Raw genomic sequence first — 16850 nt, 5'->3', positions numbered from 1 at the left:
CTCCTTCTTGTCCGACAATCCCAGCAGGTGACCCATGATCCCCAGAACCTTGTTCAGCCCGGAGCACGAACTCTTTCGCGAGAGCGTGCGCACCTTCCTTGAAAAAGACGCTGCACCGTTCCACGGGCAATGGGAGAAGCAGGGCTATATCGACCGTGCCCTGTGGAGCAAGGCGGGGGAGGCGGGGATGCTGTGCTCCCATCTGCCGGAGGAGTACGGCGGCCTGGGGGCGGATTTTCTCTACAGCGCGGTGGTGATCGAGGAGATCAGCCGGCTCGGGCTGACCGGCATCGGGTTTTCCCTGCATTCGGACATTGTCGCGCCGTACATCCTGCATTACGGCAGTGAGGCGCTGAAGCACAAGTACCTGCCTAAATTGATCTCCGGCGAAATGGTCACCGCCATCGCCATGACTGAGCCCGGTGCCGGCTCCGACCTGCAAGGCGTCAAGACCACGGCCGTGCTGGATGGCGATGAGTATGTGATCAACGGCTCCAAGACTTTCATCACCAACGGCTTTCTTGCCGAGCTGGTGATCGTGGTCGCCAAGACCGATCCCAAGGCCGGCGCCAAGGGCACCAGCCTGTTCCTGGTGGAAGCCGACACGCCGGGCTTCGACAAGGGCAAGCGCCTGGAGAAGGTCGGCATGAAGGCCCAGGACACCTCGGAGCTGTTCTTCCAGGATGTGCGCGTGCCCAAGGAGAATCTGCTCGGGCAAGCGGGCATGGGCTTCGCGTACCTGATGCAGGAGTTGCCCCAGGAGCGCCTGACCGTGGCAATTGGCGCGCTGTCGTCAGCCGAGGCGGCGTTGCAGTGGACGCTGGAATACACCCGTGAGCGCAAGGCGTTCGGCAAGGCCATCGCCGACTTCCAGAACACGCGGTTCAAGTTGGCGGAGATGGCTACCGAGATTCAGATCGGCCGCGTGTTCGTCGATAAGTGCATGGCGCTGCACCTGGAAGGCAAGCTGGACGTGCCCACCGCCGCGATGGCCAAGTACTGGGCCACGGACCTGCAATGCAAGGTGCTCGACGAATGCGTGCAGTTGCACGGCGGCTACGGTTTCATGTGGGAATACCCGATTGCCCGGGCCTGGGCGGATGCGCGGGTGCAGCGGATTTACGCGGGGACCAATGAGATCATGAAGGAGATTATTGCGCGCGCACTTTGACCACGGAACGCTGGGCTGTTGTGGCGAGCGGGCTTGCCCCGCGTTGGGCTGCGCAGCAGCCCTGATCCCGCCCATCCCCTTTTTCCTTCAGAAAGATTGAGGGATGAGGTTTTGGGGCTGCTGCGCAGCCCAACGCGGGGCAAGCCCGCTCGCCACAGGGGCGGTGTCGGGCTGGTTAATTAATCAAGGCGCAGGGTTCGGATGATCCTTCTGAATCGCCTCGATCCCTTCCAGCACTTCCTTCGACAGCTTCAGGTCGGCACTGGCAATGTTGCTGTCCAGTTGCTCCAGACTTGTCGCGCCAATGATGTTGCTGGTCACGAACGGCTGCTGTGTCACAAACGCCAGGGCCATCTGCGCCGGGTCCAGGCCATGCTCGCGCGCCAGTGCCACGTAGCGGCTGCACGCCGCTTCCGACTGCGGGTTGAAGTAGCGGCTGAAGCGGCTGTATTCCGTCAGGCGCGCCTTGGCCGGGCGTGCGCCGTTTTCGTATTTGCCGCTGAGCATGCCGAACGCCAGGGGCGAGTAGGCGAGCAGGCCGCACTGTTCGCGGATCGCGACTTCCGCCAGGCCCACTTCAAAGCTGCGGTTGAGCAGGTTGTAGGGGTTCTGGATCGACACCGCGCGGGTCCAGCCACGGGCTTCGGCCAGGGCGAGGAATTTCATGGTGCCCCATGGCGTTTCATTGGACAGGCCGATGTGGCGGATCTTGCCGGCCTTCACTTGCTCGTCCAGCGCTTCGAGGGTTTCCTCCAGCGGGGTGAGGTCGTCCTCGTCCTTGTGCTTGTAGCTCAGTTGGCCGAAGAAGTTGGTGCTGCGCTCCGGCCAGTGCAGCTGGTAGAGGTCGATCCAGTCGGTTTGCAGGCGCTTGAGGCTGGCGTCGAGGGCCTCGACGATGTGCTTGCGGTTGTGGCGCAGGTGGCCGTCGCGAATGTAGTCGATGGTGTTGCCGGGGCCGGCGATCTTGCTGGCGAGCACCCAGTCGGCACGGTCGCCGCGGCTCTTGAAGTAATTACCAATATAACGCTCGGTGGTGGCATAGGTGTCGGCCTTGGGCGGTACCGGGTACATTTCCGCCGTGTCGAGGAAGTTGATCCCCGCGGCCTTGGCCCGTTCGATCTGAGCGAAGGCCTCTGCCTCGCTGTTCTGCTCACCCCAGGTCATGGTGCCCAAGGCGATCGCGCTCACGTTCAGATCGGTGCGGCCCAGCTGTCGATAATCCATCGGGTACTCCTTCGGGGAAAACAATCATAAAAGCAGGTTGAATTTTTTTTCGCAATCTGCATAATTGCCCACCTCTTTCTGCAGTGGAAGTGATGCGCCGCCTGCCGAAGAATCTTGCCGTTGAACGGACGCGCCGACCCGAGCCCCCGATAGCGTCTGTATCCGGCTGCCTTTGACTTGTCAAAGTACGCACTATTCAGTAAGATCCGCCGTCTAATTTACAGGGCGGCCCCTGAGGCTATTAAAGAATGACAACTTTTACTGCAAAACCGGAAACAGTTCAGCGCGACTGGTTTGTCGTCGACGCCGCTGGTCAGACCCTGGGTCGTCTGGCCACTGAAGTCGCCAGCCGTCTGCGTGGCAAGCACAAGCCTGAGTACACCCCTCACGTTGACACCGGTGACTACATCGTGATCATCAACGCTGAGCAGGTTCGTGTTACCGGCAACAAAGCGCAAGACAAAATGTACTACCGTCACTCCGGTTTCCCAGGCGGTATCAAGTCTTCCAACTTTGAAGGCCTGATTTCCAAGAAGCCTGAAGCCCCGATCGAAATCGCGGTCAAAGGCATGCTGCCGAAGGGCCCACTGGGTCGCGATATGTTTCGCAAGCTGAAAGTCTATGCGGGCGCTGTACACCCTCATGCTGCTCAGCAGCCCCAAGAACTGAAGTTTTAACGGAATAGTTCATTATGTCGGCGACTCAAAATTACGGCACTGGCCGTCGCAAAACCGCAACCGCACGCGTTTTCCTGCGTCCGGGCACTGGTAACATCTCGATCAACAACCGCTCCCTGGACAACTTCTTCGGCCGCGAAACTGCCCGCATGGTAGTTCGTCAGCCGCTGGAACTGACCGAGACCGTTGAAAAGTTCGACATCTACGTCACCGTTATCGGTGGCGGTGTAAGTGGTCAAGCTGGCGCAATCCGCCACGGTATCACTCGCGCTCTGATGCAGTACGACGAAACCCTGCGTGGCGCTCTGCGCAAAGCTGGCTTCGTAACTCGCGATGCCCGTGAAGTTGAACGTAAGAAAGTCGGTCTGCGTAAAGCGCGTAAGCGTCCGCAGTACTCGAAGCGTTAATTCGCTTTACGTTCCACAAAAACGCCCAGCCTCCTCACGGAGCTGGGCGTTTTTTATTGCCTGCGATTTATGCACAAATTTGCGCGTGACAACTTGCCACATCCGTAGACCCCCTATACTACAAGGCCTGGAGGCGGAGGCCCGGGCAATTCCCTTGTCATACGTGGGGCTTTTCATTACCATTCGGCAAAATTTTTATAAGTAAAGATTCAACACTTAGTAGACGCCTGATTTAACAGGCCAAAAAGCTGATGGGAGAGGACTGAATGAGCAATGACGGCGTGAATGCAGGCCGGCGTCGCTTCTTGGTAGCAGCCACATCCGTGGTGGGTGCTGCAGGAGCGGTGGGGGCTGCGGTCCCGTTCGTGGGGTCATGGTTTCCCAGTGCCAAGGCGAAAGCCGCAGGTGCACCGGTGAAAGTGAATGTCAGCAAGATCGACCCAGGCCAGCAGATGATTGCTGAGTGGCGCGGTCAGCCGGTCTTCATTGTTCGTCGTACTGAGGAGATCCTGGGGAATCTGAAGAAAATCGAAGATCGCTTGTCTGATCCCGATTCGAAGAATTCCGACCAGCCCGCCTACGTCGATAAGGAAATGCGTTCGATCAAGCCTGAGATTCTGCTGCTGATCGGTATCTGCACCCACTTGGGTTGCTCCCCCACCTTCCGCCCGGAAGTGGCGCCTGCGGATCTGGGCAAGGACTGGGTCGGCGGCTATTTCTGCCCCTGCCACGGTTCTCACTATGACCTCGCTGGCCGCGTCTACAAGTCACAACCCGCACCACTGAACCTGCCAGTTCCGCCACATCACTACGAGACTGACAGCATCATTGTCATTGGCGTCGACGAGGGGGAGAAAGCCTGATGAGCAAGTTCATGGATTGGGTGGATGCGCGTTTTCCTGCCACCAAGATGTGGGAAGACCATCTCAGCAAATATTACGCTCCGAAAAACTTCAACTTCTTCTACTTCTTCGGCTCCCTGGCCCTGCTGGTGCTGGTCAACCAACTGGTCACCGGTGTCTGGCTGACGATGAGCTACACGCCGTCAGCCGAAGAAGCCTTCGCCTCCGTTGAAGGCATCATGCGCGATGTCGAGTACGGCTCGATCCTGCGCCTGCTGCACTCCACCGGCGCGTCGGCGTTCTTTATCGTGGTCTACCTGCACATGTTCCGTGGCCTGCTCTACGGTTCCTACCAGAAGCCTCGTGAGCTGGTGTGGGTCTTCGGCATGCTGATCTACCTGGCGCTGATGGCGGAGGCCTTCATGGGCTACCTGCTGCCATGGGGCCAGATGTCGTACTGGGGCGCCCAGGTGATCATCTCGCTGTTCGGTGCGATCCCGGTGATCGGCAACGACCTGACGCAGTGGATCCGGGGTGACTATCTGATCTCCGGCATCACCTTGAACCGCTTCTTCGCCTTGCACGTCGTGGCCCTGCCGATCGTGATTCTCGGCCTGGTCGTGCTGCATATCCTGGCGCTGCACGAAGTGGGTTCGAACAACCCGGACGGTGTGGACATCAAGAAGCATAAAGACGAAAACGGCGTACCGCTGGACGGCATTCCCTTCCACCCGTACTACACCGTGAAAGATATCGTCGGTGTGGTGGTGTTCCTCTTCATCTTCTGCTCGATCGTGTTCTTCTTTCCGGAAATGGGCGGGTATTTCCTCGAAAAACCCAACTTCGAACAAGCCAACGCGTTCAAGACTCCAGAGCACATTGCACCGGTCTGGTACTTCACGCCGTTCTACGCCATTTTGCGGGCGATCCCCGACAAGCTCATGGGTGTGGTTGCCATGGGGGCTTCGATCGCGCTGTTGTTCGTGCTGCCCTGGCTCGACCGTAGTCCGGTCAAGTCCATGCGCTACAAGGGCTGGCTGAGCAAGATCTGGCTGTGGGTGTTCTGCATCTGCTTCGTGCTGCTGGGCTGGACGGGCGTCAAGGCGCCGACACCGCAGCTGACGTTGCTGTCGCAGGTCTGCACCTTCCTGTACTTCGCCTACTTCATTCTGATGCCGTTCTACACCCGGCTCGAGAAGACCAAACCGGTTCCGGAAAGGGTGACTGGCTGATGAAAAAGTTATTCGTTGCATTGATGCTTGCGGCCCTGCCGCTACTGTCCTTCGCCGCCGAGCACGGCGGTCCGGAGCTGGAATCGGTCGATATCGACGTCTCGGACAAAGCCGCCATGCAAGACGGCGCCCGTACGTTTGCCAACTATTGCATGGGCTGCCACAGCGCCAAATTCCAGCGCTATGAGCGTGTTGCCGATGACTTGGGGATTCCCCATGAAGTGATGCTGGAAAAACTGGTGTTCACCGGCGCCAAGATCGGCGACCACATGAACATCGGCATGCAGCCTGCAGACGCCAAGGCCTGGTTCGGTGCTGCACCGCCTGACCTGACCCTGGTGGCGCGCGTTCGTGGCACCGACTGGCTCTACGGCTACCTGAAATCGTTCTATGAAGACCCGACGCGCCCTTGGGGCGTGAACAACCGGGTATTCCCGAACGTCGGTATGCCTAACGTTCTGGTCAGCCTGCAAGGCAAGCAAGTGGTAGGATGCAAGCAGGTCCAGGTCGTTGAAGACGGCAAGAAGCAATACGATCCGTTGACCGGCACGCCGCTGACGCATGAGGCGTGCGATCAACTGAAGATAGACACCCCCGGTGCACTGACTGACGAGCAGTTCGACGAGAAGGTCAAGAATCTCGTGACCTTCCTGGCCTACTCGGCCAACCCGGTCAAACTGCAGCACCAGCGCATTGGTACCTATGTATTGTTGTACCTGGCCTTCTTCTTCGTATTCGCCTATCTGCTCAAACGCGAATACTGGAAGGATGTGCATTGATCCAACCGTAAGCAATTGCTGTTAATCTTGCGCGCCCAGCGGCATCTCTGAACACGTAGTGATCGGGTAACTCCCACTACAGAGATGCTCCCTGGGCGCGCTCGTTTTTGAGCTTTCGATAATTTCAACAAGCGAGGAGGACCGCCATGGGCGTGACCAACCGGTTGGCCTGTTACTCCGACCCCGCCGACCACTATTCCCACCGAGTACGTATCGTGCTCGCAGAGAAGGGTGTCAGCGCCGAGATCATCAGTGTGGAGGCGGGCCGTCAGCCGCCGAAACTGATCGAAGTGAACCCTTACGGCAGCTTGCCCACCCTGGTCGATCGTGACCTGGCGTTGTGGGAGTCGACTGTGGTGATGGAATATCTGGATGAGCGTTACCCTCATCCGCCTTTGCTGCCGGTGTACCCGGTAGCGCGTGCCAACAGCCGCCTGCTGATCCATCGGATCCAGCGTGACTGGTGCGGGCTGGTGGATGTGATCCTGGATACACGTAGCAAAGAAGCCGCTCGGGTGCAGGCACGCAAGGAATTGCGTGAGAGCCTGACCGGTGTTTCGCCGCTGTTCGCCGACAAACCTTTTTTCCTCAGCGAGGAACAAAGCCTGGTGGATTGCTGCCTATTACCCATACTCTGGCGCTTGCCGATCCTGGGCATTGAACTGCCACGGCCGGCCAAGCCGTTGCTTGATTACATGGAGCGCCAGTTTGCACGTGAGGCTTTCCAGGCGAGTCTGTCTGGTGTCGAACGCGATATGCGCTAAGGCTTAAGGAGCCGCTGATGAACTCCAGTCGACCCTACCTGGTCCGCGCGCTCTATGAGTGGATTGTGGACAATGATTGCACCCCGCACATGCTGGTCAATTCCGAATTTCCTGCGGTTCAGGTACCGCAGGGTTTTGCCAGTGATGGACAGATTGTGCTGAACGTATCACCGAGTGCCGTGCGCCACCTGCACATGGACAATGAAGCGGTCAGTTTCGAAGGGCGTTTCGGCGGTGTGCCGCACACGCTGTTCGTGCCGATTGGCGCCATCCTCGGGATCTATGCCCGGGAAAATGGCCAAGGCATGGTGTTCGATCTGGAGTCGCCTTTCGAGGATGACGAAGCGATCGAAAGCGAAGACGGTGATGATGTGCCGCCACCGGATGCCGAGCCACCGCGTCCAAGCGGTCGGCCAAGCCTGAAAGTGGTGAAGTAAGCGGCTTTCATCTTCGGATGAGCCGGGAAGATGCCTCGACCTGTGTCGGGGCATTTTTTTGCGCGCAGGATATGGATGAAAGTCGTGACAGGACGGTGATCGTACAACCGCCATGGGCTATGATGCGTGCTCAAGTTCACCGAGAAAGATGATTCATCATGGAAAACGCCAACACCGCCCCTCGTCTTCCCCGCAAGCGTCGCAGCCTTGCCCAAGAATTGGTCACGGTGTTGTCCGAGCAGATCCGTGACGGCCAGCTCAAGCGCGGTGACAAGCTGCCCACCGAATCGGCCATCATGGACGCCCATGGTGTCAGCCGTACCGTGGTGCGCGAGGCCATCTCGCGCTTGCAGGCGGCGGGGCAGGTGGAAACCCGGCATGGCATCGGCACCTTCGTGCTCGATACGCCAAGCCCGAGCGGCTTTCGCATCGACCCGGCCACGGTGGTGACCCTGCGTGATGTGCTGGCGATTCTCGAGTTGCGTATCAGCCTGGAAGTCGAATCCGCTGGCCTGGCCGCATTGCGCCGCAGCGACGAGCAACTGGCAGCCATGCGTGCCGCCCTCGACGCCCTGAATGAAAGCGCTGCGCACGCAGGCGATGCGGTCGCCTCAGACTTCGCCTTCCACCTGGAAATCGCGTTGTCCACCGGCAACCGCTATTTCACCGACATCATGACCCACCTGGGCACCAGCATCATTCCGCGTACCCGCCTGAATTCGGCGCGCCTGGCCCACGATGACCAGCAGCACTACATGAGTCGCCTGAGCCGCGAGCACGAAGAGATTTATGAGGCGATTGCGCGCCAGGATTCGGATGCGGCGCGGGCGGCCATGCGCTTGCACCTGACCAATAGCCGTGAGCGGCTGCGCCATGCCCACGAAGAGGCAGAAGCGCAGCGCGGCTGAAGGGTCCTGTAGGTGCCGGCTTGCCGGCGCCACGGAGTATCAGCCAGTGAGGTTTGACTGACACTCCGCCATCGCAGGCAAGCCAGCTCGCACAGTTGATCTCCATTGTCTGGAGCAATGCGTGTCCTTAGCTTGCGGGCTGGTTGGGCTTGTAGTCCTTGAGCAGCAGGTACGTACTCCACCCCCACCAATCATTGGTCCAGTGCCTGTCGTTCAGGTCATTCACATCCTTGCGCCGCAGCACCTTGTCTCCCTCCACCTTGAACAGCGGCGAGAAGTTGTTCGCCGGGTTCTGCGCGGCATTCAGGTCCGGCACATACAGCGGCGCCTTGAAGGTGGCCGGGGAGGGCGCCACGCCGCTGATAAAGGTCGCGAAGATTTCATCGGCCGAGGCCTGTACCGCGCGTTTGACCTGCAGCCGATTGTCCGCGTCGATGGCGTCGAAGTAACGCTTGTCCCCATAGGCGTGCCATTGGTCGCCCATGGCGTTGCGTACCTTGAGGCCGAACTTGCTGTCTTCATCGTGCATGAAGCGGCTGATCAGCGAACCCAGTTCCCCCGGCGTGACCACGGCGGCCAGCTGTTTGCGCGGCACACGCAGGTGCCCGGCGGAAAACAGGTCGGTCAGGAAGTGATCGGCAAAACTGTTCATCGCATACGCCAGTTCCAGCGCCTGGTCGGTGCCGGTCTGATGCGCCACGACGGCTTGCTGCAGCGCGGCCGTATGGCCTGCCAGGTACGCCGAGAGTGCCCATTCGCCGAAGTGGTCGGCATTGTCCGCCGCCAGTTTCAAATAGCGCCCCAGGGGAATCAGTGCCGACACCGCACTGCCGCCACCGGTGATGCGGTTCCATTCCTCGGACAACGTATCACCCAGCGCGTCATAGGCTTCATGGGCTTGCTTGCCGTCCTTGATCGCCTGGTTGACCGCGTTGATCTCCTTTTGCATGACCGCGAGGATCTTGTGCGCTTCCTCGCGTGAAGCGGGCAACACGGCCAGGGAGTTGAACGCGGCGGTAAAGCGCTGGATGCGCTCGGCGGGGGAGGCGCCGTCGCTGATGGGTTGGCCGGGAATGCCATAAAAGTCGCCGCCCAGGGCGATCACTTGGCCGTAGGTGAGGGCCAGCCCGTTGGGCAGGTGCAACTCGACCTGTCGCGCAGGAATCGCCGGGGCGTCCTTGGCAAAGCGCAACAGGGTGTCGTCGCCGATGGCGGTGTGTTCACCCCCTTCGAAGCGCAGGGTAGGCGGGTTCTTTTCGGGTGCTGCGAGTTCTGGACCTGACATGTTAGCTCCTTGCTATGTCGTAGGAATCTTCCGTAATAACTGTATGTATATACAGCTATGTCGAGCATAGAGGAATAATTTCCTACGTCAAGAACGCCTCTGCAGGAGGTGTCGCCCACCCGCACGTGCACCACGGCGATGAATTGCAGTTGACGAAATTATTTATAGTTGTACGATGACGTACGACATCATCAAAACCAACAACAACCTTTCCATCGAAAGTTTTCGCCCAGGGTGTTCGAATAATGAATCCACAAGAACTGAAGTCCATCCTCTCCCACGGTCTGCTGTCTTTCCCGGTGACCGATTTCAACGCCCAGGGTGACTTCCACCAGGCGGGCTATATCAAGCGTCTGGAATGGCTGGCCCCTTACGGCGCCACTGCCTTGTTCGCCGCCGGTGGTACCGGTGAGTTTTTCTCCCTCGCCGCCAGCGAATATTCCCAGGTGGTCAAGACCGCCGTTGATACCTGCGCCACCAGCGTGCCGATCCTCGCGGGTGTGGGCGGTTCGACTCGCCAGGCCATCGAATACGCCCAGGAAGCCGAGCGCCTTGGTGCCAAAGGCCTGCTGCTGCTGCCTCACTACCTGACCGAAGCCAGTCAGGACGGGGTTGCCGCCCACGTCGAAGCAGTGTGCAAGTCGGTCAAGATCGGCGTGGTGGTCTACAACCGCAACGTCTGCCGCCTGACTGCGCCTTTGCTGGAACGCCTGGCCGAGCGCTGCCCGAACCTGATCGGCTACAAAGACGGCCTGGGCGACATTGAGTTGATGGTGTCGATCCGCCGTCGTCTCGGTGACCGTTTCAGCTACCTGGGTGGCCTGCCGACTGCAGAGGTTTACGCCGCTGCCTACAAGGCCCTGGGCGTGCCGGTGTACTCCTCGGCGGTGTTCAACTTCATTCCGAAGACCGCGATGGATTTCTACCACGCCATTGCCAAGGACGATCACGCCACTGTCGCCAAGATCATCGACGACTTCTTCCTGCCGTACCTGGACATCCGCAACCGCAAGGCGGGCTATGCGGTGAGCATCGTCAAGGCCGGTGCGAAAATCGCTGGCTACGACGCCGGCCCGGTGCGCACGCCGCTGACCGATCTGCTGCCGGAAGAATACGAAGCCCTGGCCGCGCTGATCGACAAGCAAGGCGCGCAATAACTTATCTACAAGGCCGCTGAGTAATCAGCGGCCTTTTGCGTCAGGAGAAGATTTGTGTCCCAAGCTCAGCGTTATGAAAACTACATCAATGGCCAGTGGGTGGCCGGTGCCGACTACTGCGTTAACCTCAACCCGTCGGAGTTGTCTGATGTCATTGGCGAATACGCCAAGGCTGACGTAGCCCAAGTCAATGCTGCCATCGACGCCGCCCGCGCCGCGTTCCCGGCCTGGTCCACTTCCGGGATCCAGGCGCGTCACGACGCGCTGGATAAAGTCGGCAGCGAAATCCTCGCCCGCCGCGAAGAGCTCGGCACCTTGCTGGCCCGGGAAGAGGGCAAGACCCTGCCCGAAGCCATTGGCGAAGTGACTCGCGCCGGTAACATCTTCAAATTCTTCGCCGGTGAATGCCTGCGCCTGTCCGGTGACTACGTGCCGTCGGTACGCCCGGGCGTCAACGTCGAAGTTACCCGTGAAGCCCTGGGCGTGGTCGGTCTGATCACCCCGTGGAACTTCCCGATTGCGATCCCCGCCTGGAAGATCGCCCCGGCCCTGGCCTACGGCAACTGTGTGGTGATCAAGCCGGCTGAACTGGTACCGGGCTGCGCCTGGGCCCTGGCCGAAATCATCTCTCGCGCAGGCTTCCCCGCCGGTGTGTTCAACCTGGTGATGGGCAGCGGCCGCGTGGTCGGCGACGTGCTGGTCAACAGCCCGAAAGTCGATGGCATCAGCTTCACCGGTTCGGTTGGCGTAGGTCGCCAGATCGCCGTCAGCTGCGTGTCGCGCCAGGCCAAAGTGCAGTTGGAAATGGGCGGCAAGAACCCGCAGATCATTCTCGACGACGCCGACCTCAAGCAGGCGGTCGAGTTGTCGGTGCAGAGTGCGTTCTACTCCACCGGCCAGCGTTGCACGGCCTCGAGCCGCTTGATCGTGACCGCCGGGATTCACGACCAGTTCGTCGCGGCCATGGCCGAGCGCATGAAGTCGATCAAGGTCGGCCACGCCCTCAAAAGCGGCACCGATATCGGCCCGGTCGTGTCCCAGGCCCAGTTGGACCAGGACCTCAAGTACATCGACATCGGCCAGAGCGAAGGCGCGCGGCTGGTCAGCGGTGGCGGCCTGGTCACCTGTGACACCGAAGGCTACTTCCTGGCGCCGACGCTGTTTGCCGACAGCGAAGCCGCCATGCGCATCAGCCGTGAAGAAATCTTCGGCCCAGTGGCCAACGTGGTGCGCGTGGCGGACTACGAGGCGGCGCTGGCCATGGCCAACGACACCGAGTTCGGCTTGTCGGCGGGCATTGCCACGACGTCGTTGAAGTACGCCAATCACTTCAAGCGCCACTCCCAGGCCGGGATGGTGATGGTCAACCTGCCGACCGCCGGCGTGGATTACCACGTGCCGTTCGGTGGCCGCAAAGGTTCCTCCTATGGTTCGCGCGAGCAGGGTCGCTACGCGCAAGAGTTCTACACCGTGGTGAAAACCAGCTACATCGGTTCGTAATACGCGACACCGTGGCGCCTGCTTTGTGTGGGAGCTGATTTGCCTGCGATAGCATCACCGGTGTGTGCCTGACACACCGAGGTGCCTGTATCGCGGGCAAGCCCGGCTCCCACATGAAAGCGGTCCCACCGACAAATAGACCATTACCCGCAAAAAAAATAATTAGTGGGAGTACTTCTACATGCAAGCGACCAAGCCGACCCACGTCCGCTATTTGATCCTGCTCATGCTGTTCCTGGTGACCACGATCAACTACGCCGACCGGGCCACCATCGCTATCGCCGGCTCCAGCCTGCAAAAAGACCTCGGCATCGACGCGGTCACCCTCGGTTATATCTTCTCCGCATTCGGTTGGGCCTACGTGGCCGGGCAAATCCCCGGCGGCTGGCTGCTGGATCGGTTCGGCTCGAAAAAAGTCTATGCCCTGAGCATCTTCACCTGGTCACTGTTCACCGTGCTGCAAGGCTATGTCGGTGAGTTCGGCGTCTCCACCGCAGTGGTTGCGCTGTTCATGCTGCGCTTCCTGGTGGGCCTGGCCGAAGCGCCGTCCTTTCCCGGCAACGCGCGAATCGTCGCGGCCTGGTTCCCCACCGCCGAGCGCGGCACGGCTTCGGCGATCTTCAACTCGGCGCAATACTTCGCCACGGTGCTGTTCGCGCCGTTGATGGGCTGGATCGTCTACAGCTTCGGCTGGCAGCACGTGTTTATCGTGATGGGCGGGATCGGCATTGTGTTCTCGCTGATTTGGCTCAAAGTTATCCACAGCCCGCGCCAGCACCCGATGATCAACGAGGCCGAGTTCAATCACATCGCCGCCAATGGCGCGATGGTCGATATGGACCAGGACAAGGTCAAGGGTAAGAAAACTGACGGTCCGAAGTGGGATTACATCCGCCAACTGCTGACCAACCGCATGATGCTCGGCGTCTACCTGGGCCAGTACTGCATCAACGGCATCACCTATTTCTTCCTCACCTGGTTCCCGGTGTACCTGGTGCAGGACCGCGGCATGACCATTCTCAAGGCCGGTTTCATTGCCTCGTTGCCGGCGATCTGCGGCTTTATCGGCGGGGTACTGGGCGGGGTGATTTCCGACTACCTGTTGCGCAAGGGCCACTCGCTGACCTTCGCGCGCAAGGCGCCGATCATTGGCGGGTTGCTGGTGTCTTCCAGCATCGTGGCGTGCAACTACGTGGATATCGAATGGATGGTGGTGGGCTTCATGGCCCTGGCCTTCTTCGGCAAAGGCGTTGGTGCACTGGGTTGGGCGGTGGTGTCCGACACTTCGCCGAAACAAATCGCCGGGCTCAGTGGCGGCTTGTTCAACATGTTTGGCAACCTGGCGTCGATCAGCACGCCGATCGTGATCGGCTACATCATCAGCACCACCGGCTCGTTCAAGTGGGCACTGGTGTTTGTGGGCGCCAACGCGCTGCTGGCGGTGTTCAGCTACCTGGTGATCGTGGGTCCGATCAAACGTGTGGTACTCAAAGAGCCGCCAAGCAAAGGGCCTGAGTTGACTAACCTTACCGAAGCGCATTCCTGAGGGGCGATGTAATGCAGTTGATTGAACATGCCGACTCGCCGCGCTCGATTCGTTTGCACGAGCGCGACAATGTGGTGATCGTGGTCAATGACCAGGGCGTACCGGCCGGGACTGAGTTTCCGGACGGCCTGGTGACCGTGGATTTCATCCCCCAGAGCCACAAGGTGACCCTGGAAGATATTCCCGAGGGCGGTCAGATTATTCGCTACGGCCAGACCATCGGGTACGCCCTGGCGCCGATTCCGCGCGGCAGTTGGGTCCAGGAAGATCAACTGCGCATGCCGACCGCGCCGCCGCTGGACAGCCTGCCGCTGTCCACCGATGTGCCCGAAACCCAGGCTCCCCTCGAAGGCTTTACCTTCGAAGGCTACCGCAATGCCGACGGCACCGTGGGCACGCGCAATATCCTCGGCATCACCACCACGGTGCAATGCGTGACCGGTGTGCTGGACCATGCGGTCAAGCGCATCAAGGACGAATTGCTGCCCAAGTACCCGCATGTGGATGACGTGGTCGCGCTGACCCACAGCTATGGCTGTGGCGTGGCCATCACCGCGACGGATGCCTACATTCCGATCCGCACGGTGCGCAATCTGGCGCGCAACCCGAACCTGGGCGGCGAAGCACTGGTGATCAGCCTGGGCTGCGAGAAATTGCAGGCCGGGCAGGTGATGCACGACAACGACAGCTCCGTCGACCTGAGCGAGCCGTGGCTGTATCGATTGCAGGATTCCAGCCACGGCTTTACCGAGATGATCGAGCAGATCATGGCGTTGGCCGAAACCCGTTTGAAAAAGCTCGACCAGCGCCGCCGCGAAACCGTGCCGGCATCCGAGTTGATCCTGGGCATGCAGTGCGGAGGGAGTGATGCGTTTTCCGGCATCACCGCCAACCCCGCGCTGGGGTATGCGTCGGACCTGTTGTTGCGGGCCGGGGCGACGGTGATGTTTTCCGAAGTCACCGAAGTGCGCGACGCGATCTACCTGCTGACCTCCCGCGCGCAGACCCGGCAAGTCGCTGAGGAATTGGTGCGGGAAATGGACTGGTACGACCGCTACCTGGCCAAGGGCGAGGCAGATCGCAGCGCCAACACCACACCGGGTAACAAGAAGGGCGGGTTGTCGAATATTGTCGAGAAGTCCCTGGGGTCTATCGTCAAGTCCGGCAGCAGCGCGATCAACGGCGTGCTGGGCCCGGGCGAACGCTTCAAGAGCAAGGGCCTGATCTTCTGCGCGACACCGGCCAGCGACTTTGTCTGTGGCACCTTGCAACTGGCGGCGGGGATGAACCTGCACGTGTTCACCACCGGGCGCGGCACGCCGTATGGGCTGGCGATGGCGCCGGTGGTGAAGGTTTCCACGCGTACGGAGCTGGCACAGCGCTGGCCGGACCTCATCGATATCGACGCCGGGCGCATCGCCACCGGGCGCGCGACCATCGAGGAGCTGGGCTGGGAGTTGTTCCATTTCTACCTGGACGTGGCCAGCGGTAAGAAGCAGACGTGGGCCGAGCAGCATAAGCTGCATAACGACATCACCTTGTTCAACCCCGCGCCGATTACCTGAGACTGGCGCGGACCTTGTAGGCGCTGGCTCGCCTGCGATGGCGGTGTATCAGTAACCGATGTAACGCCTGACACACCGCCATCGCAGGCAAGCCAGCTCCCACATTGAGCGAGTGTCAACCAGACGAACCGGTTCGTACTGGCTTATCATTAGCCACCTGACGACGCTCACCAAGGTTCTCCCCGGCATGCTGGCAATTTTCCTCACAACCCTCACCATCACCGCGCCGGTGTTTGCCATGCTGTTTCTGGGGGTGTTGCTCAAGCGCGTCAACTGGATCAACGACAACTTTATCCACACGGCCTCGTCCCTGGTGTTCAACGTCACCATGCCGGCGCTGCTGTTTCTTGGCATCCTGCATGCCGACCTGCACTCGGCGCTCAAGCCGGGCCTGCTGATCTACTTCGCTGTCGCCACGCTGTTGAGCTTTGCCCTGGCCTGGGGGTGGGCGATTTTTCGCTGCCCGCGTGAAGACCGTGGCATCTACACCCAGGGCGCGTTTCGCGGCAATAACGGCGTGATCGGCCTGGCGCTGGCCGCCAGCATGTACGGCGACTACGGTATCTCCCTCGGTGCGATTCTCGCGGCGCTGGTGATCCTGTTCTACAACACCCTGTCGACCATCGTGCTGGCGGTGTACAGCCCGGTGATCAAGTCCGACCCGTGGAGCATCTGCAAGAGTGTGGTGGCCAACCCGCTGATCATCAGCGTGATCGCCGCCACGCCGTTCGCGGTGTTCCAGATTGGCCTGCCGGGTTGGCTGGAGTCGTCGGGCCAGTACCTGGCGGACATGACCCTGCCCCTGGCGCTGATCTGCATCGGTGGCACGCTGTCGCTGGCGGCTTTGCGCAAAAGCGGCAGCATGGCGCTGAGTGCGAGTCTGGTGAAGATGATCGGCTTGCCCGTGGTGGCGACGCTGGGCGCATGGCTGCTGGGCTTTCGCGGGCCGGAGTTGGGGATCTTGTTCCTGTACTTCGGCGCGCCGACCGCAGCGGCCAGCTTTGTCATGGCCAGGGCGGCCGAGGGCAATCATGAGCTGGCGGCGGCGATTATCGTGATCACCACGCTGATGGCGGCGGTGACCACCAATATCGGGATTTTCGTGTTGCAGGCGGGGGGTTGGATCTGAAGGTTGCTGGGCTCTTGAGGGCCAATCGCAGGCAAGCCAGCTCCCACAGGAATTGAGGTATGGCTCAGGCCCCCGGGCATATGAAGATCAAATGTGGGAGCCGGCTTGCCTGCGAAGGCGGCGTATCAGGCACCTGATGCATCAACTGACACGCCGCCTTCGCGAGCAAGCCCGCTCCCACAGGAATTGAGGTATGGCTCAGGCCCCCGGGCATATGGAGATCAAAT

Annotated in this window: 16 protein-coding genes; 14 read left to right on the top strand and 2 right to left on the bottom strand. The window is 60.3% G+C overall.

The features are described 5' to 3' along the window. Window positions 1–34 precede the first annotated feature (34 nt). Window positions 35–1171 (top strand): acyl-CoA dehydrogenase family protein, encoded by a 1137-nt coding sequence (locus NTD80_RS29970; protein ID WP_201143534.1) that lies wholly within the window; start codon window positions 35–37, stop codon window positions 1169–1171. 183 nt (window positions 1172–1354) lie between these two features. Here NTD80_RS29970 and NTD80_RS29965 read toward each other — a convergent pair whose 3' ends face one another. After that, entirely contained in the window at window positions 1355–2395 is a 1041-nt protein-coding gene (locus tag NTD80_RS29965; protein WP_101266500.1) for an NADP(H)-dependent aldo-keto reductase, read from the bottom strand. A gap of 248 nt (window positions 2396–2643) precedes the next feature. On the opposite strand from NTD80_RS29965, the gene rplM reads away from it, so the two are divergent. From rplM to NTD80_RS29925, 8 genes are all read left to right on the top strand, one after another. Continuing rightward, window positions 2644–3072, top strand: coding sequence for a 50S ribosomal protein L13 (gene rplM, locus NTD80_RS29960; protein WP_003171742.1), 429 nt, complete (start codon window positions 2644–2646; stop codon window positions 3070–3072). 14 nt (window positions 3073–3086) lie between these two features. Next, complete coding sequence (rpsI, locus tag NTD80_RS29955) at window positions 3087–3479, top strand: 30S ribosomal protein S9 (RefSeq protein WP_002555064.1); 393 nt, start codon at window positions 3087–3089, stop codon at window positions 3477–3479. A 266-nt stretch (window positions 3480–3745) separates the two neighbouring features. Continuing rightward, on the top strand, window positions 3746–4342 hold the full coding sequence (petA, locus tag NTD80_RS29950; protein ID WP_065900662.1) for a ubiquinol-cytochrome c reductase iron-sulfur subunit: 597 nt from the start codon (window positions 3746–3748) through the stop codon (window positions 4340–4342). Next, on the top strand, window positions 4342–5553 hold the full coding sequence (locus tag NTD80_RS29945) for a cytochrome b (RefSeq protein ID WP_065900667.1): 1212 nt from the start codon (window positions 4342–4344) through the stop codon (window positions 5551–5553). Before petA ends, NTD80_RS29945 begins: the two co-directional genes overlap by 1 nt. Continuing rightward, window positions 5553–6332 carry a cytochrome c1 gene (locus NTD80_RS29940; protein WP_065900669.1) on the top strand — a complete coding sequence of 260 codons (780 nt, stop codon included), beginning with the start codon at window positions 5553–5555 and terminating at the stop codon, window positions 6330–6332. The genes NTD80_RS29945 and NTD80_RS29940 overlap by 1 nt, the downstream gene beginning before the upstream one ends. A 146-nt stretch (window positions 6333–6478) precedes the next feature. Further along, entirely contained in the window at window positions 6479–7096 is a 618-nt protein-coding gene (locus NTD80_RS29935) for a glutathione S-transferase N-terminal domain-containing protein (RefSeq protein ID WP_010213164.1), read from the top strand. A 17-nt stretch (window positions 7097–7113) separates the two neighbouring features. Further along, complete coding sequence (locus NTD80_RS29930; protein ID WP_065900671.1) at window positions 7114–7533, top strand: ClpXP protease specificity-enhancing factor; 420 nt, start codon at window positions 7114–7116, stop codon at window positions 7531–7533. Between the two features lie 158 nt (window positions 7534–7691). Next, window positions 7692–8441, top strand: coding sequence for a FadR/GntR family transcriptional regulator (locus NTD80_RS29925; RefSeq protein WP_025856285.1), 750 nt, complete (start codon window positions 7692–7694; stop codon window positions 8439–8441). Between the two features lie 127 nt (window positions 8442–8568). Here the strand turns inward: NTD80_RS29925 and NTD80_RS29920 are convergent, their stop codons facing one another. Next, the gene (locus NTD80_RS29920) at window positions 8569–9726 is read right to left on the bottom strand and encodes a phospholipase (protein WP_262135817.1); all 1158 of its coding nucleotides are present in this window, start codon (window positions 9724–9726) and stop codon (window positions 8569–8571) included. A gap of 245 nt (window positions 9727–9971) precedes the next feature. On the opposite strand from NTD80_RS29920, the gene kdgD reads away from it, so the two are divergent. The 5 genes from kdgD (at window position 9972) to NTD80_RS29895 (ending at window position 16623) form a co-directional block, all read left to right on the top strand. Further along, window positions 9972–10883, top strand: a complete 912-nt coding sequence (gene kdgD / locus NTD80_RS29915; protein ID WP_034102171.1) for a 5-dehydro-4-deoxyglucarate dehydratase — start codon at window positions 9972–9974, stop codon at window positions 10881–10883. 54 nt (window positions 10884–10937) lie between these two features. After that, window positions 10938–12383, top strand: a complete 1446-nt coding sequence (locus NTD80_RS29910; RefSeq protein ID WP_065900678.1) for an aldehyde dehydrogenase family protein — start codon at window positions 10938–10940, stop codon at window positions 12381–12383. Window positions 12384–12564: 181 nt separating this feature from the next. Beyond that, window positions 12565–13929: an MFS transporter gene (locus NTD80_RS29905; protein WP_065900680.1), complete on the top strand. Its 1365-nt coding sequence runs from the start codon at window positions 12565–12567 to the stop codon at window positions 13927–13929. Window positions 13930–13940: 11 nt separating this feature from the next. Then, window positions 13941–15494 carry a galactarate dehydratase gene (gene garD / locus NTD80_RS29900; RefSeq protein WP_106805154.1) on the top strand — a complete coding sequence of 518 codons (1554 nt, stop codon included), beginning with the start codon at window positions 13941–13943 and terminating at the stop codon, window positions 15492–15494. A 187-nt stretch (window positions 15495–15681) separates the two neighbouring features. Then, entirely contained in the window at window positions 15682–16623 is a 942-nt protein-coding gene (locus NTD80_RS29895) for an AEC family transporter (RefSeq protein WP_021491890.1), read from the top strand. The last annotated feature ends 227 nt before the right edge of the window (window positions 16624–16850 follow it).

It is taken from the genome of Pseudomonas sp. 13B_2.1_Bac1 (assembly GCF_025466155.1).
Classification (GTDB): Bacteria; Pseudomonadota; Gammaproteobacteria; order Pseudomonadales; family Pseudomonadaceae; genus Aquipseudomonas; species Aquipseudomonas aylmerensis.
The sequence above is the reverse complement of the archived record's forward strand: the minus strand, read 5'-3'. Positions and strand labels throughout refer to the sequence as shown.